The sequence below is a fragment of the Saccharophagus sp. K07 genome (assembly GCF_014336955.1).
Taxonomy (GTDB): domain Bacteria; phylum Pseudomonadota; class Gammaproteobacteria; order Pseudomonadales; family Cellvibrionaceae; genus UBA5868.
Genome location: NZ_QRAI01000003.1, coordinates 548617 through 568433 on the forward strand (window position 1 = coordinate 548617; position 19817 = coordinate 568433).

19 protein-coding genes are annotated in these 19817 nt (G+C 55.6%); 18 read left to right on the top strand and 1 reads right to left on the bottom strand.

The window, feature by feature from the left end; all coding sequences use genetic code 11:
• Positions 1-88: 88 nt before the first annotated feature.
• Entirely contained in the window at positions 89-436 is a 348-nt protein-coding gene (locus tag DWB84_RS12095; protein ID WP_187410043.1) for a hypothetical protein, read from the bottom strand.
• Positions 437-686: 250 nt separating this feature from the next.
• Between DWB84_RS12095 and gspC the strand changes: the two genes are divergently transcribed.
• The 18 genes from gspC (at position 687) to DWB84_RS12185 (ending at position 19799) form a co-directional block, all read left to right on the top strand.
• Positions 687-1634, top strand: coding sequence for a type II secretion system protein GspC (gspC, locus tag DWB84_RS12100; protein ID WP_187410044.1), 948 nt, complete (start codon positions 687-689; stop codon positions 1632-1634).
• A 2-nt stretch (positions 1635-1636) separates the two neighbouring features.
• The gene (gene gspD, locus DWB84_RS12105) at positions 1637-3667 is read left to right on the top strand and encodes a type II secretion system secretin GspD (protein ID WP_187410045.1); all 2031 of its coding nucleotides are present in this window, start codon (positions 1637-1639) and stop codon (positions 3665-3667) included.
• Between the two features lie 5 nt (positions 3668-3672).
• A complete protein-coding gene (gene gspE / locus DWB84_RS12110; protein WP_187410046.1) occupies positions 3673-5184 on the top strand; it encodes a type II secretion system ATPase GspE in 1512 nt (503 codons plus the stop codon).
• 1 nt (position 5185) lies between these two features.
• A complete protein-coding gene (gspF, locus tag DWB84_RS12115) occupies positions 5186-6427 on the top strand; it encodes a type II secretion system inner membrane protein GspF (RefSeq protein ID WP_187410047.1) in 1242 nt (413 codons plus the stop codon).
• 55 nt (positions 6428-6482) lie between these two features.
• A complete protein-coding gene (gene gspG, locus DWB84_RS12120) occupies positions 6483-6926 on the top strand; it encodes a type II secretion system major pseudopilin GspG (RefSeq protein WP_187410048.1) in 444 nt (147 codons plus the stop codon).
• A gap of 25 nt (positions 6927-6951) precedes the next feature.
• On the top strand, positions 6952-7524 hold the full coding sequence (locus DWB84_RS12125; RefSeq protein ID WP_187410049.1) for a Tfp pilus assembly protein FimT/FimU: 573 nt from the start codon (positions 6952-6954) through the stop codon (positions 7522-7524).
• Positions 7514-7888, top strand: a complete 375-nt coding sequence (gene gspI, locus DWB84_RS12130) for a type II secretion system minor pseudopilin GspI (protein ID WP_187410050.1) — start codon at positions 7514-7516, stop codon at positions 7886-7888. Before DWB84_RS12125 ends, gspI begins: the two co-directional genes overlap by 11 nt.
• Positions 7881-8597, top strand: coding sequence for a type II secretion system minor pseudopilin GspJ (gene gspJ, locus DWB84_RS12135; RefSeq protein WP_187410051.1), 717 nt, complete (start codon positions 7881-7883; stop codon positions 8595-8597). The genes gspI and gspJ overlap by 8 nt, the downstream gene beginning before the upstream one ends.
• A 1-nt stretch (position 8598) precedes the next feature.
• Positions 8599-9654 carry a type II secretion system minor pseudopilin GspK gene (gene gspK, locus DWB84_RS12140; protein WP_187410052.1) on the top strand — a complete coding sequence of 352 codons (1056 nt, stop codon included), beginning with the start codon at positions 8599-8601 and terminating at the stop codon, positions 9652-9654.
• A gap of 94 nt (positions 9655-9748) precedes the next feature.
• Entirely contained in the window at positions 9749-10969 is a 1221-nt protein-coding gene (gene gspL / locus DWB84_RS12145) for a type II secretion system protein GspL (protein ID WP_187410053.1), read from the top strand.
• Positions 10969-11451: a type II secretion system protein GspM gene (gspM, locus tag DWB84_RS12150; protein WP_187410054.1), complete on the top strand. Its 483-nt coding sequence runs from the start codon at positions 10969-10971 to the stop codon at positions 11449-11451. The genes gspL and gspM overlap by 1 nt, the downstream gene beginning before the upstream one ends.
• Complete coding sequence (gspN, locus tag DWB84_RS12155) at positions 11452-12222, top strand: type II secretion system protein N (protein ID WP_187410055.1); 771 nt, start codon at positions 11452-11454, stop codon at positions 12220-12222.
• 28 nt (positions 12223-12250) lie between these two features.
• The gene (locus tag DWB84_RS12160) at positions 12251-13213 is read left to right on the top strand and encodes an FAD:protein FMN transferase (RefSeq protein ID WP_187410123.1); all 963 of its coding nucleotides are present in this window, start codon (positions 12251-12253) and stop codon (positions 13211-13213) included.
• A gap of 256 nt (positions 13214-13469) precedes the next feature.
• The gene (locus DWB84_RS12165) at positions 13470-14033 is read left to right on the top strand and encodes an AraC family transcriptional regulator (protein WP_222868146.1); all 564 of its coding nucleotides are present in this window, start codon (positions 13470-13472) and stop codon (positions 14031-14033) included.
• Positions 14018-15991, top strand: a complete 1974-nt coding sequence (locus DWB84_RS12170) for a tetratricopeptide repeat protein (protein ID WP_187410056.1) — start codon at positions 14018-14020, stop codon at positions 15989-15991. Before DWB84_RS12165 ends, DWB84_RS12170 begins: the two co-directional genes overlap by 16 nt.
• Positions 15988-18843 (top strand): tetratricopeptide repeat protein, encoded by a 2856-nt coding sequence (locus tag DWB84_RS12175; RefSeq protein ID WP_187410057.1) that lies wholly within the window; start codon positions 15988-15990, stop codon positions 18841-18843. The genes DWB84_RS12170 and DWB84_RS12175 overlap by 4 nt, the downstream gene beginning before the upstream one ends.
• Before the next feature lie 28 nt (positions 18844-18871).
• Positions 18872-19498 carry a tetratricopeptide repeat protein gene (locus DWB84_RS12180; protein WP_187410058.1) on the top strand — a complete coding sequence of 209 codons (627 nt, stop codon included), beginning with the start codon at positions 18872-18874 and terminating at the stop codon, positions 19496-19498.
• A 19-nt stretch (positions 19499-19517) separates the two neighbouring features.
• Positions 19518-19799 carry a hypothetical protein gene (locus tag DWB84_RS12185; protein WP_187410059.1) on the top strand — a complete coding sequence of 94 codons (282 nt, stop codon included), beginning with the start codon at positions 19518-19520 and terminating at the stop codon, positions 19797-19799.
• Positions 19800-19817 lie beyond the last annotated feature (18 nt).

A 19817-nucleotide genomic window follows, 5' to 3' on the forward strand; every position in this document is an offset into this window, starting at 1 on the left:
CCTCAGTTGACCAGGGGCAGCCGCACAGAGAATTTGCGGCTAGGCTTTAACAGTACAGCAAATTGGGGAACTGGTTGAAGACTGGGTGCTATGCGCATGAGTCGGAAGGTTGCATAGCATCTTCGGCAATGTGATCTGCTGCTTGGTCCGCGGATTCCGTGGCGGCAGAGCTGAACGAACCATCTGGGCTTTGGTCAATAACCGGGCCTATGGCTTCGCCACCTTTTAGGGTCAGGTGACCTTTTTCGTCGAGGACACCCGGGACTATGGTGAGGCGCAAATGTGGGTCACGCACTGACAGTTCGACTTTTACGTTGATCGCTTCATCTTTATACGCAGTGCGGAATAGGCCGTGGCTGTCGCTGCCGTCGACCCACTCACCTTGTTTGCTCAGGTAAAAATGGTCCTGATTACGGATGATATACATCTCAGACATAGGGTACCTCTGCGCGAAGGTCGCTAGGATACAAACTGTTTTTCGCTGAAACAAGGTTGAGACTTAGGGTGAGGAACAGGCCCCAAAATACGGAATTTAAAGGCTATATTTGATGCAAAGTGTTTACAGCTTAAGTCTAATTAAGAGATATTGTGGGTGAATCCATAATAATTTACCTGCATACTTGCGCACCCTGTGTAGGTTCTCGCACAGGTTTCGTATCATTCAACGCCCCTAACGGAGATCTGTGGTGGCCCTGAATAACGTCGCCAATAATCCCTTCTTTACCAATGCAGAGGCCGCATTGACACGATGGGCTGCAGTGGTGAAAAAGGTACCGCTGAAGTTCTGGCGTATGGCCGTATTGGGCTTGGTGTTGTTTTGGATCTGCCACAACCTGGCCGTGCTCGTCTGGTATCTGGTTCCGGCTCCCAAACTGCCAGTGGCACCCGTGACTCCATCGACTGCAGTGCGGGTCGATAGTGGCACAGGTCGCAATATCGACATCACCAGCATCCAGTCACTCAATCTGTTTGGCAATATGGGCGAACAGCCAATAGTGCAGCAGCCAATCATTGAGCAACCCCGCATCGAAATAACCCAGCTCAATTTGGAGCTGCAGGGCATTATTGCGGCTAATGATCCCAAGCTTTCATGGGCAATCATTGGTGGTGCAAACGATCAAAAGTTATACAAAATCGGCGATGAAATCGATAACGCTCGCGGCGTAAAAATTGCCGAAATCCATGCGCTGAAAGTGATTTTGAATAATAACGGCAAACTGGAAGAGCTATGGTTGTATGGCGAAGATGGTTTAAAGGTCGCCAGTTCAGCGCCACAGCCCACTTATACTCCCCCCCCAATCAGTACCGGCCCCGCTCCTGAGGCGACGACGGTCAGTCGTGACCAGATTGAACAAGCCAGAAACATAGGCGATGTGGTGCGCTTTATGGTCGCCACAGAAAATGGTCGCATGATCGGTTATAAAGTGCGGCCGGGGCGCAAACGCGAGCTGTTTGACCAGGTCGGATTGCGTCCAGATGACATCGTTGTATCAGTGAATGGCATTGAGGTGAATGAACCGCAGAAAGTGCGGGAGGTTTACCAAGCATTGAAGAATGCCACAGAAGCCAACCTTCAAGTGGTGCGTGACGGCTCGACGCACTCAATCCTAATTACCATGAGTTCCGAGGGGTAACAGTGTTGCGACGAATAACAAGTTTGGGTGCGGCAGGTATGCTGGCGCTGACACTAGCGGTGAACAGCTGGGCCCAACAGACATGGATGATCAACTTTAAAGACTCGGATATCCAGGAGCTCATCAAGTTCGTGGCCGATGTCACCGGGCGCACCGTTATTATCGATCCCCGTGTCAAAGGGCGGATCAAGGTTATCTCGTCCAAACCGCTCAATCAGGAAGAACTGTTGCAACTCTTCCGTACTGTGCTGGAAATGCACGATTTCTCGGTTGTGGACGTCGAAGGGGTAATGCGCATTATCCCGCTGAAAGATGCACGCTCATCTCCGGTTCCGGTGGTCAATGCCGATTCGCCGGAAAAAGGCTTCCTGACGCAGGTCATTCAGTTGCAAAACATCGCGGCGGCGAAAATTCTGCCCTCTATCCGTCCGTTGGTGCCGCAGCATTCGCATCTGTCCGCATACGATCCATCGAACGCCATCATCATTACCGATTCGGCGGAAAACATCGCGCGTATTCGCGATCTGATCGAACGCCTGGATAAATCCGCGACGCCGGTTACCGAAATCGTGGAATTGAAATACGCCAACGCGGCGGATTTGGTGCAGGTCTTACAAGGTCTGGAAAAGGCAGATCCGAACAACAATAACCTGCCGAACAATTCGCTCAACCTGACTTCTGACAAGCGCAATAACGCGATCCTGATCACCGGTGAGGATGTACAGCGCCAACGCATGAAGTCTCTGATCAAACGCCTCGACAAACCGCGCGCTCAGTCTGGCAATGTCCGGGTGGTCTATCTGGATTACGCAGAAGCCAAGAGCGTTGCGGAAACCTTGACGAAGGTAATGGCCAACCTGGCCAAGCTGGGCCCTGGTGGCAAACAAGAAAATGTGGTCGCAGCGACTGTGGAAGCGGATGAGGATACCAACGCGCTTCTGATAACGGCTTCTGGAGACGACTTGGAGGCGTTGTTGGATGTGGTGGCCCGGCTCGATATCCGCCGCGCCCAGGTGTTGGTTGAGGCGATTATTGCGGAGGTGGGAGACAACTCTTCGAGAAATCTCGGTATCCAGTGGCTTTTCCGCAACACGGATAAAGGTGTATTTGGTGCTTCACGTGCGAATGCCGGTCTTGAGTCATTCGGGGGAGCCGCATTGGCAGATCCCAATGGCGAAGGGGCATTGGAGGCTTTTGGCAAAGCCTTGTCGACCACATTGGGCCAGACCCTGGGGATAATGGGATCTGATAATGAAACCGATTTTATGGCGCTGATCAGTGCGCTGGAGCAGGAAGGCCAGACAAACATTTTGTCCACGCCGTCTCTGCTGACCATGGATAACCATGAGGCCAGTTTTGTTGTCGGTAAAAATATTCCGATTCTCACAGGTTCATCTGCGACGACCAATGGCTTGAGCAGTCCTTTCCAAACCATTCAGCGTCAGGATGTCGGTATCAAACTGACGGTTACACCACAAATAAATGAAGGCGACACCATTCTCCTTACGGTTGCGCAGGAAGTATCGAGCATTGATACCTCTTCACCGACCGATCAAGGGTTTGTAACGAATCAGCGGAAAATCGAGACCAAAGTATTGGCTTCCAATGGCGAAATCGTGGTCTTGGGTGGATTGATTGAGGACAAGCTGGACAAAGGGGAGATGCGTGTACCTGTACTGGGGCGCATTCCGCTTATCGGTCGGTTGTTCCGTTCTGACAACCGGACCAAAGAACGTACAAATCTGATGGTGTTTTTGAAAGTCACCGTTATTCGCGATGTTGAGGGGCTTAGCGGAGCGACAGCGGAAAAATATCAATATTTGCGTGGGCAGCAGCTCAAGCAGCGCGGCGGTGGTTTTATGCGTCGCAAAGACAATGCGATACCAGTGCTGCCAGATATTTCCTATTACAACAAGGCGCCACTTCTTCCGGCGGATACTGCCAATGTCATTGTGACTCCAGCAGCCGACGCAGCCATGGAGGCTGCTGATGAAGAGGCCAAGAATATCCCGGCACCTTTAATCGAGCAGTGATGGATATGGAACCTTTATCGGATAACGAACTTCCCGCCGCTGCACTCGCCGAAGAGACGCCGGCGGCGCCAACCAAAGCGCGTTTGCCGTTTTCTTATGCGTCCAGCAATGGAGTGATGATTGAAAACGGGCGTTTGGTGCATTTGCCTGGGCTGAAATTGAAGACCCTGCGCGAATTGCGCCGCTATATGAGTGCGCCTTTAGAGTTGGAAGAGTTATCGGAAAGTGAATTTAAGACACGCCTGACCAAGCTGTATCAGAGTAGTGACGCAGAAGCTCAGCAGGCGGTGGAAGATATGGACGCCGATTTCGATTTGTCGGCGTTGGCGGAAGATATCGATGACGGCGAATTGCTCAGCGGTGAAGGCGATGCGCCGGTGATTCGTTTGATCAACGCGATCCTGTCCCAGGCGGTGCAGGAGAAGGCGTCGGATATTCACGTTGAGCCCTATGAAGACCGGGTTTCAGTGCGTTTCCGTATCGACGGTGTGTTGAAAGAAGTCCTCTCCCCCAAACCCGCCCTGGCTCCTGTGCTGGTTTCCCGTTTGAAGGTAATGGCGCGTTTGGATATCGCCGAAAAACGGATTCCCCAGGACGGTCGTATCACTGTTAAGTTAGCTGGACACGCGGTGGACCTGCGGGTCTCGACTATGCCTTCAGCGCACGGCGAGCGTGTGGTGTTGCGTATTCTCGACCAAGCTGCTGGCGCCATCTCGCTGGAACAGCTCAACATGCCGGAGAAAGTGCTGCGCGATTTCAAAGCGGCGCTCGCCAAACCGCACGGCATTATTCTGGTAACCGGGCCGACGGGTTCCGGTAAAACCACAACGCTCTATTCGGGCTTGAGCCATCTCAACACCCGCTCGCGCAATATCCTGACAGTAGAAGACCCGATCGAATACGTACTGCCCGGCATTGGCCAGACCCAAGTAAACACCAAGGTCGATATGACCTTTGCCCGCGGCCTGCGCGCCATTCTGCGTCAGGACCCGGATATCGTCATGATTGGTGAGATCCGTGACCGCGAAACTGCGGCCATCGCTGTACAGGCGAGTTTGACCGGTCACTTGTTGTTATCAACTTTGCACACCAACACCGCCATTGGTGCGGTTATGCGTTTGCAGGATTTGGGGATAGAACCATTTTTGCTGTCGTCGAGTCTTGAGGCGCTTATGGCGCAGCGTCTGGTGCGCAAACTCTGTCCCGATTGTAAACAGCAGCACGAGGCCAGCGACGCCGAATGCGAACGGGTCAATATTCCCAAAGGCAGTGTCATTTATCGGGCTGTGGGGTGTGACAAATGCCATTACACCGGTTACCGGGGTCGTACCGGTATTTATGAATTGATCCCGGTGGATGACGTGCTGCGCCAGTTGATTCACGAGGGGGTGGGTGAACAGGCCATGTTGGCGCACGCGCGCCAGTTCAGTGACTCCATTGATGAAGATGGTCGCCGCAAAGTGCTGGCAGGCATCACCAGTGTGGAAGAACTGTTACGAGTAACGGTCGTCGGTTGATATGGGAGCTTATTCCTACCAGGCGCTGGACGCCAATGGCAAAACTGTCAAAGGAGTTGTTGAGGGCGATTCGGAACGCCATGTGCGCTCGCTGTTGCGCCAGCGCCAGCTCAAGCCACTCGATGTGCGCAGCGTTTCGCAAAAACGCAGCAAGTCTTCGGACACCTCGTCGTCGTCCCCACGCCGTCTGTTCGGCGGTGGAGGTCCTAAACTTAGCCACAAAGATATTGCCCTGGTGACGCGCCAGCTGGCGTCGTTGCTGCAGTCCGGCTTGCCGCTTGATGAGGTTCTGCAAGCGGCGGCGACGCAAAGCCGCAAACCCACCATTAAGAGTTTGTTGTTGCAGGTCCGCTCCCGGGTTCTTGAGGGTTTGAGTCTCGCCCAAGCCATGTCCGAAGCCCCGAAAGCCTTTAACGGTCTGTACCGGGCGATGGTAAAAGCGGGCGAATCCGCAGGCTTTCTCGGCCCAGTACTAGAACAGTTGGCTGAGTACACCGAAACCAGCCAAGAGACCCGCCAAAAAGTCCAAACGGCGATGATGTACCCCGTAGTGCTCCTGTGCGTGAGTATGGGGGTGGTTATGGCGCTGATGGCGTTTGTGGTGCCCAAGCTCACCGGCATGTTTTCCCAGACCAAACGGGAACTGCCGGCGATTACCGAAATTCTGATCGGCACCAGCGACTTTATCGTCAATTACGGTTTGTTTGTCCTTATCGGCATTATTGGCCTGATCATTCTGTTCAAACAGCTTCTCAAAGCGCCAGAGCGGCAGTTGCGCTGGCACCGCCTGTTACTGAAAATGCCGCTCTTTGGCGAATTCATCCGTGTATCCGAATCGGCGCGTTATGCCAACACCTTGGGCCTGTTGGTCAAAAGTGGTGTGCCGCTGCTTGAAGCGCTGCGTATCGCGAGCCAGGTTTTAACGAACCGGGTGATTCAGGACGCGTCAAAAGCGGTGGCGGTATCAGTACAGGAAGGTACCAGTCTGCACCGGGCCATGGATCAGGTGGATGAATTTCCACCATTGGTCGTGCAAATGGTGGCAAGTGGCGAAGCCAACGGACAGTTGGCCGAACAACTTTTACACGCCGCGCGCAACCAGGAGAGGGAACTGTCTTTTACATTGGGGACCATGATGGGATTGATGGAGCCCGCCATGATTTTGTTCATGGCTGGCATCGTCTTCTTTATTGTGATGGCGATTATGTTGCCGATCTTCCAGATGAACGACATGTTCAGATGAACGAAATGATCGGCGGTTAATCGAAATCCAGCATTTTAATGATCCAGGGGGATATATGAAACAAGGTGGTCAGCGTGGTTTCAGCTTGATCGAAATCATGGTGGTGATCGTGATTATGGGACTGTTGCTCAGCGTAGTGGGGCCCAAGGTATTCGATAACATCACCGCAGCGAGAATTCAGACGGTGAAAGCCCACTTCGGTAACCTGAAGACAGCGTTGGATTCTTATCGTCTCGACAATTATCGCTATCCCACGACTGAACAAGGGTTGATGGCACTGGTGATCAAACCGAGTGGCGACCCTGAGCCGAAACGCTGGCGACAATACATGGACAAGATTCCAAAGGATCCGTGGGACAACGATTACATCTACGTGAGCCCCGGCGATAACGGCCGCCCATTTGACCTTTACACTCTGGGCGCCGATGGTGTGCGCGGTGGTGAGGGTGAAGATGCCGATATAGGTTTTTGGGATGACGCCAACGACGTAACGCCATAACGGGACGCGCTGGCAAGCGAGATATATGAAGGTCAGGAACCAACGAGGTTTTTCGCTACTGGAGTTGATGGCGGTCATTTTTGTGATCGGCATCAGTCTGGGGATAGTTGCCCTGACCATGCGAGGCGGCGAGCCGCAAGACGAGATATGGACCGCCATCGAGCAATTTATGGGATTGGCCCAGTTCGCCAGCGAGCGGGCCATTCTCTCGGGTGAAACCTCCGCTCTGTATCTGGAACCGCCGGAATGGCAGGTGCAGCGCGGCCAGTCGGTGCGCGACATCGGCTGGCGTTACACTTGGCTGACGTCCAGCAGTGAGGGCTGGCAGAGGATACCTAATGTGCCAGCCGTGAGCTTGCCGCCCACTGTCCACCTGCGGGTGGAAATAGACGAAATGCTCTGGGACTACGAAAGCCAAGTCGACCGCACCACACCCGTCGCTGCCTACTATCCCACGGGTGATATCACGCAATTCAGTATCGAAATTACCGATGAGCGCGCCCCCGGTTTTAGCCAGAACATAAAAGTTGATGAAACCGGGCAATTGATTTGGGTGGAAGCCCCCGAACCGCCGAAGGTGGATCGCAATGCGTTCTAAATCAGTGCACGGTTTTACCTTGGTGGAAGTGATGGTGGCGCTGTTGATCATCGCCATGGCCTTGCCGGCACTTTTGATGCGCATCGGGGGTATGGCCACTGCAGCCGGGCACAGCCGGGATGTTGCGATTGCCTACTGGGTGGCGGAAAACAAGATGCAGGAAATTTATCTCACCCAGCGGTTGCAGGGTGTGACGCCCCGCGGTCGGCAGGCGGACGACGTCAAAATGGCGGGAGAGACCTGGGATTGGCAGACGGAGACCGAAGAAACCGCATTGCCGGGGCTGCTGCGTCTGCGGGTGCGGGTGAAATTGCAGGACTCGGACGACAACTTGGTGGAGATATCGGGGTTCTTTCTTGAATAAATCAGCCAATAGGGTGAGCCGCGGATTCACTTTGATGGAAGTGATGGTCGCGCTGTTCATCATGGCGATGATCGCGATTCTGGCCGCTCAAGCATTCAACACGGCCTCGTCGGGCGCTGATGCCACGCGCGAGGCTATGCAACGTCTGGCGGAGATTGACCGGACTCTGGTGTTGATCGAAAACGACCTGCGCAATGCCATTCCCAAGCCCCTGCGCACGCGACTCGGGGAAACGCTGCCAGCCCTGTATGTCGCCCAAAGTGATGATTATTGGTTGACGATCATGCGCGGTGGTATGGCCAATCCGCTGCATCAGCGCCGTACCGAGGAAGTGAGGGTTGGCTATCGCTACATAGAGGAAACCATCTGGCGGGATACTTGGTATAACCCCTTGGAGACGGAACAAGAGCAGGCGCGTCAGCAAAAGCTCCTGACAGGTGTAAGGGATATGGTAGTGCGAGTATTGCCAACCGGCCCGGGCGTCTCGATTGCCGGTGGTCCTTGGTACGATGCTTGGCCAGCGACGGGGCGACCGGCGGATCAGTTGCCTATTGCCATCGAATTGACGCTGACATTGGAAGACATGGGTGAAATCAAACGGCTTTACAGTTTGTTGCCCGGTAAAGGACCTGACCCAGTGGTCAATCCAGGAGCCGGCTCGTCTTCGTCTTCCAGCAGCGGTGAGCCGGTTCAGGAAACGATAAATTGATATGAGCGGAACCTTGAGCCAGATGCCATCGCGTCAACGAGGGGTCATTTTGATCATGGCCCTGCTGGTAGTGGCGCTGGTCACCACTATAGTGGTGTCGGTCAGTTGGCGTTTCAGCCTGGATATGGCGCGCAATGAAAATCGCTGGCACGGTTCCCAGGCGCGCGCCTATATGGAGGGTGGGGAACAGCTGGCACGAAAGGTATTATGGGAGGATCGGGTTGAAACGGGTGATATTGATCACCTGGGTGAGATGTGGGCATTGTCGGGCGACCCTCTGCCCACGGATGAAGGCTGGATTCGCGGCATCATCGAAGACGCCCACGGTCGCTTCAATCTGAATTTGTTGGTGCGCCCCCAGCAAGGTGGTCGTAATAACGAGCGCAACAAGGACCCCTGGGACGTTTTGATTGAAAGCCAACGGCGATTTGTGCGGTTGTTACAGACCATCGAACTGGAGGATGGGCCGGTCACCTATCAAAAGGCGATGGAGCTGGTCGACGCCATCCAGGATTGGCTCGATCCGGATGATCAGGTGACAGGTTTTGGCGGCGCAGAGGCGGACTATTATCGCGATCAGGATCCGCCCTACCCGATTACCAACGGTCCCATGACCAGCGTCAGTGAGCTAAGTTTAATCAAAGGCATGACACCGGAGCTTTACGAAAAGCTCCTGCCATTGGTAGTGGTGTTGCCCTACGGCGAAATGATGAATATCAATACACTGAAGGATCCAATCCTGCGCAGTTTGAATCGCAAAATAAACCCGGAGCCTTTGTCTGAGGCAGAGTGGGAAGCGCTGAAGGAGGATCGCGCTGCTGCGACAGAAGGCTTTCGCCAGGTCGCGGATTTTGTAAACGCGCCCAATGCCGCGGCAATATTGGGCGGCGGAGAATTTGACCAATCTGATTTGGTGACCTCGTCGCGCTATTTCATACTCATCTCCGAGACCCTGGTGGGTGAGCAGGTGCGGCGCAGTAAAACGTTGCTGTATCGGGGCAACATGAATGGCGTTGATCATGTACACATAGTGAGGCGGACGGACTCCAATTTTTAGTTTGGTCGTTCGTGAACAATTGGCGATTCGAGCACGGGAGTGCCGAATCGCATCCCAGGATGGGGCATAACAAAATCATCGATAGGTGAGACGAGTGTCAGAACGAATTCTGGTCAGAAAAATCGGGCACAACCTGTGGCAGTGGCGCGAAGCCAGCAGCCAGGGGGAATGGCTGCGCGATGCTTTTTACACAGGGGATATCAACCTGCTGAAGGAGGCGGTGGAAGGCAAGCCGATTGTACTGATCCTTCCGGGCCAGGACATTGTCAGCCAGCGGGTCGATGTGGATATCAAAGACCGCAAACAATTGTTCAAGGTGCTCCCCTACGAGATCGAGGACACCATCATAGATGCAGTGGAAGATCTGCATTTCGCCTTCGGGCCTATCGAAAACGACACCATTCCCGTCGCCTATGCGGACTTCGACAGCCTGCAGGCGACCATCAGCGAAGTGGAAGCCACTGGCGCCGAAGTGGTGCGCTGTTCGGCGGATTATCTCTATTTGCCGTATCAGCCGGGTACTTGGACCCTGTTGCTGGAGAACGAGATCTTGCTGGCCCTGGTCGACAAGGGGATTGGCTTTACCGTCGAACAACCTATGGCCGGTGCATTCTTGGCGGCGCTGGCGGAGCAGTCGCCAGCTCCAGGCAATATTTATCTGTATGGCGACAGTGAAGAATCCTTGATGGCGCTGCACGCGCTGCTGCCAGCCTCCATCACTCAGAATGAAACCATCCTTATCACCGAACAAGAAGCGGGTTTCTGGGATCTGGTGGTTCCCTCAAATCCGTCTTTGATGGAATTCCGCAGCGGCAAACTCGCCCGCAAATTGCCATTCCACAAATGGTGGCAGGAATTCAAATATCCCATCATCGCCACTGCCGCCGGTTTTGTGATTGCGGTTGCCACCACTATGGTCGGGCTGCAAAAAGCCGAGAGCGAGCGCAAACGCATCATGGCGCAGACCGACGCGATCTTCCGCCAAGTCGTTCCACAGGGGACCATCACCGACCCTCTACGACAATTGCGCGGTTTATTAGGTAATAGAGGCAGCCAGGCAGCCTCGTCCAATGCTGTGGAATTGCTGGCGGGCGTAGCCCCGGCGATCAAATCCTTTAACGATGTCTCCGTGCGCAGCTTCCGCTACAACCATGACAGCGGCCAGCTGCAGCTGAATTTGGAGGCAAGAAGTTTCGATACCTTTGAAAACCTGCGCAGCAAAATTTCGGAAGCGGGTATGACGGTTGATATCCGAAGCGCCAATGTGAGCGGCGATGTTCACCAGGCGCAGTTGCGCGTATCGAGGGCTGGCTGATGAACGAGATCAAACAATGGTTCCTCGATCAGAATCCGCGCGACCAGATGATGCTGTCGCTCGGCGGGGTTGCAGTGCTGATTTACATCCTGATTTTTCTGGTGCTGTTTCCGCTGCAAAACGATTTGGAGCGCAAAGAAAAACGCAATCTGGCGTCCTTGCATGAGCAGCAGGAAGTCCGCCAGCTCGCCGGGCAAATGCTCGCCCGCCAACAGTCAGGCCAGAACGGCAACAGCAGCAATCAAAACCTGACCTCGCTGCTGAACGAAACCACCCGTAACCACGGCCTGACGATGGAAAACATTCAGCCGTCCGGCAACAGTGCGCGGGTGCGTCTGGGCGCATCGGATTTCAATCGTGTACTCGCCTGGCTGCACGACATGGAAATCAAACACGGACTGCAGATCACGGATCTGACGATCACCGCAGACCGGAATCCCGGCGTGGTGCAGGTGAATATCCAGTTGACTCAGGGGGGCTGAGTGGAGCGTCTTGTAAAAGTAGTGTTCTTTGTCGGCCTGCTGATTTATTTCCTGATGGCCGTAGTGGCGCGAACGCCAGCTGAATGGGGTGCCTGGGTGGCGCTGCGCGCTGTGCCGAATTTAAGCTTGAACGGGGTGTCGGGTTCTCTGTGGGCGGGCAAAGCGGCCTCTGCCCAGGTAGTGGTAAATCGCGAGACCATGGATTTGGGCGCTCTGCAGTGGCGCCTGGATGGCCTATCACTGCTGTTGCTCAAAGCCTGCATGAACGTGCGCAGTACCACCATTCAAGGTGAGGTGTGCTACGGGTTGGGCGGACGGGTCACCATCAATAAATTGTTGGTCGATCAGGTGCCCGCCAAAGTGTTTTACAACAACCCGGGTGTGCAAATTGGCGGGACGGGTAACGCAACTGTGCAACACGCTGAGTTGACCTTGCGCAATGGCGGCCAAGTGGAAATTAAGGATCTGGCTGGCAGCGTAACCGCCCAACGCATGGCGATCAATGTCGGCACTGGCTGGTTTTCCTTAGGTTCTTTTGCGGCTGACGCCACGGAGAACGGGCGCGGCGGTGTGGCGCTGAATATCACGGATATCGAAGGTGATTTCAGTGTGCAGGTGCAGGGTGACTTGATGGTGGGGGAGCAGCCGCAGCTGAGCGGTGTGATCACACCCAAAGAAACGGCGCCGCAACCGCTCAAAGACGCCTTGGGCGTGTTTATGGAAATGCAGGATGACGGCTCCTATAAGCTCGAGTGGCCTATCGGAGGCTAGCTTGCGACAACTTTGGCTGCTGTTGGCGATGCTCGCCCTTCCCTTTCCGGCACTGGGCGAGTGGGTTCACGACCAGCAGAGCATTATGGGAACCGAAATCACCGCGACCGTCTGGCATGAGGACGCCGCTCAGGGCAAAGCCGCAATTGCTGCGGTGATGGCGGAAATGCGCCGGATTGATGCCACCTACTCTCCCTATATCGAAACCAGTGAACTGGCCAAGCTAAACGCCTCCGCCGCCAAACAACCCGTGCAACTTTCTTCCGAATTGAGTCTGCTGATCGACCGGTCCCTGCATTACAGCCGTCTCAGTGGCGGGGCTTTCGATATCACTTTTGCCTCCATCGGTTGGTTTTACGATTACCGCGGCAAAAAACAGCCGGATGCCGAACAGCAAAAATCCCTGCTTCCCGCTATTAATTATCACCTGCTGAATTACGACCCCGAGCGCCGGACGTTGAGCTACGGCCACCCCAATGTGCGCGTCGATCTCGGTGGCATCGCCAAAGGCTACGCCGTGGATCGGGCGATCGACATACTGCGGCGCCATGGGGTCGCGCACGCGTCGGTGAGCGCTGGCGGGGACAGCCGTTTATTGGGTGACCGACGCGGCCGCCCCTGGCTGATCGGTATCAAAAATCCACGCCAAAAAGGGCCGGACGACCGAGATGTTGTACTGACCATGCCGCTCAACGATGTGGCCGTCAGCACCTCGGGGGATTACGAACGTTATTTCGTCGATGAAAAAACCGGTGAGCGTGTCCATCACATCATCAACCCGAAAACTGGACGTTCCGCGCAAGGGGTGATCAGCGTGACCATTCTCGGCCCGCGCGGAATTGATACTGATGCTCTGTCGACGACCGTATTTGTTTTAGGTGTGCAGGACGGGTTGGCTCTGATTGACGAGCTGGCGGATTTTGACGCGGTGATGATCGATGCCCAGGGGAAAGTGCATTACAGCAAGGGACTACAGGCACCGACCGAGTGATCAGTGCGATTTGGGATTCAGGCCACAAAATTCCCGCTGTTTTCCGCTTCGCCCCCTTTGGATTTTTCCCACCGTGCTAAATTTATGAAGGTTAACTTGTTTGTCGGTTCCCATTGCTGGACCTGGCCGGGTAATATCGCACCTCGATTTCACGCCTGTTTTCCACTGCCAACGCAAGGGCCACTGGACCCGGCATCCACTGCTCAGGCTGTTCCACCTATCCTCTGCAGCTGTCGCATTTTGGGGAGATAAAGCTTTGATAAATCTAAATTGGCGCCATGAACTCTTGGCTGTGCTGCTGAGTTTTCTTTTTGCATCTCCGGCATTTGCGCAAAACACTGGGGAGTTCAGCGTACGCAAGGAAAATGTCTCATCACTGAGTCAGCAGGTGGAGGATCTCAAGCAGGCCGCGTTGGAACTCAATCGCGATTTGCTGATTCTCGAAGAAGATTTGTTGTTCCCCGCCAACACGCAAATTGCCGTCTATGTGTCGTCGGATGTCGGCCATTATTTTCAGCTCGACGCCATCAAACTGCATGTCGACAACCAATTGGTGGCGAGCCATCTATACACCGAAAAACAAAACAGCGCGCTGAATCGCGGCGGTATTCAAAGATTGTATTTGGGCAATTTGAAAACCGGCAAACACGAAATCACCGCGTTTGTGCACGGCTATGGCCCGCAACGGCGTGAATACAAACGCGCGGCCACTTACACCCTGAAGAAAGATCAGAAACCCACCATGCTGGAAATGCGCATCAAAGACTCCACCGCCAGCATGGAGCCGGAATTCGAATTCAAAGAATGGCAAGTCCAATAAACGGCATGAGCATGTTGCGACCCAGCCGTTTGCGCGCCAATGTGCTGCAACTGAAAACCGCGTTGCAGGTGATGTCGTTGCTCCCGGTGTTCGCCGCCGCGCCGTTGTGCGCCAAGGAAAAACCGCTGTCCACTGTGGCGGATTTGCGTTATGGCGTAGCGCTGTACAACTACTATCAAAACCGCAATCTCGAAGCCATGACGGAACTCATGGTGGCGGAGAAAAAAGGCGGCATCAAAGGTCATGGGGATAACCCGGAAATCATGGCCGGTGGTTTCAGCATGGCCTACGGCATGGAGCGACGCGCCGCTGATATTTTTACCCGTCTGCTGGACGCCAATCGGCCGCAGCGCACGCGTGATTCGGCGTGGTTCTATCTGGCGCAGATGCGTTATTGGCGCGGCGATTGGGCAGGTGCGGAAGAAGCGCTCGCCAAAGTCAGCCCGCGTCCGCATGCCGAATTGGCGCCTGAGGTGGCGAATCTGAAATTCAATCTCGCCGTCCAGCAAGAGCGTGTGGATGAGGCGAGCAAAATCCTCGATAGCAATCTGAAGTCGCCGCTTGCGCCCTATATGCATTTCAACCTGGGCGCGGCCTACAGTCGCGCGGGCGAATACAGCAGTGCCATTCCCTACTTCGCCAAACTGCACACCCTACCGACCACCACACCCGAATATCTCGCGCTCTACGACAAGGCCATGACCGGCGCCGGTTATGCGGCCTTGTTGGACAAACAATACGGTGAGGCCATCAATCACTTCTCCCAGGTTCGCCTCAACAGCCCACTGTCCAACCGCGCGCTGCTCGGTTATGGCTGGGCGGCGGTTGAGCAAGGGGATTATGTGCTGGCGTTGAAACCCTGGCAGCAGCTGGCCAAGCGCTCGCTGATCGATGAATACACCCAGGAAGTGCTGGTCGCCATTCCCTACGCCTACGAAAAAATGGGCTATCCCAAACAGGCATTGGAATCGTTTCGCACAGCGGAAACGAGTTATCTGGCGGAGATCGCCCAATTGCGCCAGGTGATCGGCAGTCTGCAGGGTTATGCCATTCGCGAAGCGCTCAATATCGACCGCAGTACCGACATCAACTGGCTCGACCAGGCCCAGCAACAGCAGTTGTCCCCGCAACTGACCTATCTGGTCGCCTTGTTTGCGCGCGAGGATTTCATCGATCTGGTGCGCGAGCTGCGCGACTTGCTGGCGATTCAGAATCAATTTGCCGAATGGCAGAGCAAGCTCGACTTTTACACCGCCATGCTCGACGAGCGTGAGGCCAACAGGGCCAAGGAGATGGATTACATCGCGCGCGAACAGCTGGAAAGCAAGCTCACCGAGTTGGAAACCCAGCGCGGCATCCTGGCGAACACGATCGCGCGACTGCGCGCGCAACAAGATTTTCTCGCACTGGTGGACGTAGAGGACACGGCGCGCCTGGAGCGGATTCTGCGCGCCGAGCGCAATATCGGCGTTCTGCAGCGCGCGGTATGGGAGCGCGGCGTGGAAGTCATGCCTGCCAGTGAACTCGAAGAACTCGCCGAAACCCTGCGCCGCCAGAAAGGTTTGATGGTGTGGCGCGCCATGGAAATGTACGAAGAGCGGCTCTGGCGCGCAGAAACCGAGTTGGCGCAGCTGAATCAGGAAATCAGCGCGGCGCGCGCCACCCAGGCGCGGGTGCAGGCTATCCTCGATCAAGGCTTCGACTTGCAGCCCTATCGCCAGCGCATAGCCGCCGCGGCGGAACAGTTATTGGTGCAAAGCACAGATATTGACCTCGCCATCGAGCTGGCCCAGGACGCACTGCGCGGCAAGGTATTGGGGGTGCTGGAACAACAGGAAGCGCGCTTGCTGCACTATCTCGCTCAGTCCCGCCTGTCCATCGCCCGGTTGCTCGACCAGACCGTCAGCGGACCGGCTAAATCGGCGGATGCGGAACAAACTGGAGGTGGCGCTGAATGATCGCTAATACGCGTTACCTGTGGCTGACCGGCCTGCTGCTGACCACCAGCGCCTGCTCCTGGTGGGGCAGTGAATACCGTCCTTACGGTCCCACCTTGGCCGATTTACCGGCCGCGCAGTTGCCTCCTGCAGGTGAACCTGTGGCGCCGGCGACACTGGACCAGATCGAAGAAAGCTACCGCGCTGCTCTCGATGTCGCCGCTGCGCCGGAACTGCGCCACCGCATCCAGGTGCGCCTGGCGGATATCGAAATGGCGCGCAGTGAAAATCGCCAATTGACGCAGATGGAACAGGAAGTCCACTTCCAGGAAGCCATCGCCCTTTACAACGAACTGCTGACCCTCGAAGAGACCCGCGCCGACAAAACCACCGACGAGCGCCTGCTCTATCGCTTGTCCAAGGCCTATGCCCTCGACGGTCGCATGGAGGAATCCGACGCGGCGCTCGCCCGTTTGGTCAGCCTCCACCCGGATTCACCCTACGCCGCAGAAGCGGAATTCCGCCGCGCCGAGCAGGCGTTCAGCAGAGGTCGCTATCGCGAGGCTCAGCGTTTGTATCAAAACGTGGTGGCCGCCGGGACCGAGACGCCGTTTTATTTGAATGCGCTCTATATGCTCGGCTGGTCGCAGTTCAAAGCCAGCGATTTCCGCCCGGGTGTCGACACTTTTATCCAGGTGCTCGACCTGCTGCATGAAGGCCGCACTGAGGCGGATTTGACCAATGCCCAGCGCAGTCTGATGGACGACACCCTGCGGGTGCTCGGCATTACCTTCAGCTATGAAGACGGCGCGCCGACCATTGCTGAGGCCTTTGCCGAGGTAGGTCCGCGCCCCTATCAACACCGGGTGTATCAGGCGCTCGGCAATCTCTATCTGGAGAAAAAACGCTACAAGGATGCGGCGGATACTTTCAGCCAGTACCTGGAGCAGTTTCCGGATTCCGAACACGGGCCGGAATTCGCAGTACAGCGCATAGAGGTCTACAAAGAGGGCGGCTTCCCGACGGAGATATTGCCGGCCAAAGAAGAATTTGTGCGCAAGTTCGGTGTGGATAGCACCTTTTGGGCAGCGCGCTCGGAATCCGAGCGGCAGCAGCTTCTGCCGCGCCTGGAAAGTTTCCTCGACGAACTCTCCAGCTTCTATCACGCCGAAGGCCAGTCTTTGCTGGCGGCTCAACGGGCTAATCAGCAGGCGCGCGGCCGTGGGCGACAGCAGCCTGCACCAGCGGAGCCACAGTTTTTGCACGCCGCCGAATACTACGATCAGTATCTGCGCACAGTGCCGCAAGGTCCGCGCACAGCGGAAATTACCTATTTGATGGCAGAAGCCTTCTTCGAGGCTGGCCGGCTCGACCGCGCGGTGCCAGCTTACGAAACCGTGGCCTATGACCAACTCGATCAGACCCGCGGCGCCGCAGCTGGTTATGCGGCAGTCCTGGCCCTGCAAACGCAGATTGAGCAGACGCAGGACCCAGTGCGTCGCCAGGCGCTACAGGAGCACAAAATCCGCAGTGCCATCAGTTTTGCCGATTATTACCCGGAAGATCCGCGCGCGGTCGCGGTGCTGACCCGGGCGGCGCAGGAAGTATTTGCCGGTGGCAATCAGGCACAGGCGGTGGCCATAGCATCGCGCATTACCCAGTGGCAGCCGGAACCAGCGGCAGATTTGCGCAAAACCGCGTGGTTGATCCTGGCGCACAGCCAGTTTGATGCAGCGGATTTCGACAATGCGGAGACTTCTTATCGCTCGGCTCTGGCGCTGATGGAACCGACAGACCGCGAGCGCGCTTCTGTGATCGAGCGCATTGCCGCGAGCATGTTCAAATCCGCTGAGCAAAAGGTGGCGGCGGGCAATATAGACGCGGCCATAGCGCAATTGTTGTTAATCGAAAGTGCCGCCCCCGGCAGCGAAATTGCCATAAAAGCTCAGTACGACGCCGGTAACTATTTATTGGAACAAAAGGATTGGAACCGCGCCGAGCAGGTTTTCAGCGATTTTCAGCGGCGCTTTCCGCGCCATGCTCTGACGCCGACCCTTGCGCCCAAGCTGGCGTTGATCTATCAGGAAACCCAACAGTGGGATAAAGCCGCAGCTGCTCTCGCACTTATGGCGCAAAACGAAGCTGATCCCGAGGCGCGCCGCCAGTCTTTGTACCTGTCTGCCGAGCTCTACCAAAAATCCGGTCGCCTCGCTGATGCCGCCAACCGCTATGCTGATTATGTCCGCCTGTATCCCAAGCCGTTTGCGCTCGCCACTGAGGCGCGCTATCAGTTGCTGAAATTGGCAGAGCAACGCGGCGACGATAAGGCGCGCCGCCAGTGGTTGAACCAATTGATCGAAGCGGACGCGCGTGCGGGCGCGGACCGTACGGATCGCTCCACCTATCTCGCCGCCTATGCCGCCAATCAATTTGCCGGGGAAGCCTTTGCCCGGTTTGAACGCATCCGCCTGACGCTGCCCATCAAAAACAGTCTAGCGGCCAAACGCAAAGCGCTGGAGGAAACCCTCAATGCCTACAAGCGCGTGCTTGATTACGGTGTGGCCGAATTTGTGACTGAAGCCAATTACCGCATCGGCAATGTCTATTCCCAGCTCAGCCGCGATCTGATGAATTCCGAACGGCCCAAAGGCTTGGACGAATTGGCGCTGGAGCAATACGAAATTTTGCTGGAAGAGCAGGCCGAACCGTTCCAGGACAAATCGGTGGAGCTGCTGGCCGCGACGGCCGAGCGCTCGTGGGAAGGCTTGTACGACAAGTGGGTGAAACAGAGTTTTATTGAACTTGCGAAGATTCTGCCTGCGCGTTACGGCAAGAAGGAACAGAGCAGTGAGGTAAGCGATGGTCTGCACTGAGACACGAATTGTTCGCTGGTTATGGATTGTGAGTGCCCTGGCATTGATCGCCGGATGCGCCGCATCCGGCGGCAGCAAAAAAGACAAACCCGCTGCGGCAGCCGAAGTGTCTGTTGATGGTGATAGCAGCCCAATCGAATTAATTCCCAACCCCTATCTGGCCCAGGCCGTCAAGGTGCCGCCTGCGGTGCAAACCGAATATCGCAATGCCTTGGTCGCCATGCAGAGTGAAGACTGGAGCTTGGCGGAACAGCAGTTGCTCGATTTGCACAATCGCCATCCGGAGTTATCAGGTCCGCTGGTCAATCTGGGCATAGTGTCCTGGCGCCAGGAAAAACTGGCCGACGCGGAAACGTTTTTTACGCGCGCGCTGACGGCTAACCCGCTCAACAACGATGCCTATGTGCAATTTGCGCTGTTTTTGCGTGAGCAGGGGCGTTTTGCCGACGCGGAAGCGCAATATTTGAAAGCCTTGGAAGTGTGGCCGCACAACGCCGCTGCGCACCGCAATCTTGGCATTCTCTACGATCTTTATATGGGAAAGTTCGAGGAGGCACTGAAGCACTACGAAATGGTGTTGAAACTGTCCCCCACCCCCAACAAAGAAGTGGAAGGTTGGATCATCGATTTGAAACGGCGCATGGCGGCGGGTTGAGCTGTCGAGGAAGTAGCCTATGAAAAAACTTTTTACGCTATTTTTGCTGGCCTTTTGGCTGCCCAGTTGGGCGAATGCGCAGCAGGAAGGGGTTGTGGTGTTGAGTGACACAGTTACCGGAAATCAGGAACAACCCAAGGTGTTGTATATAGTTCCCTGGCAGCCAGCCACTGACGACACTATTCTTACCCAACCGCTCACCACCAAATTACACCGCGATATTTTTGCCCATATAGAGCGCCCGGAGCATGTACGTGAACTGCAATACCTGGAACAGTTGACGCCAAAACCGGAAAAATAACCTGCTGATTGCGCGCGC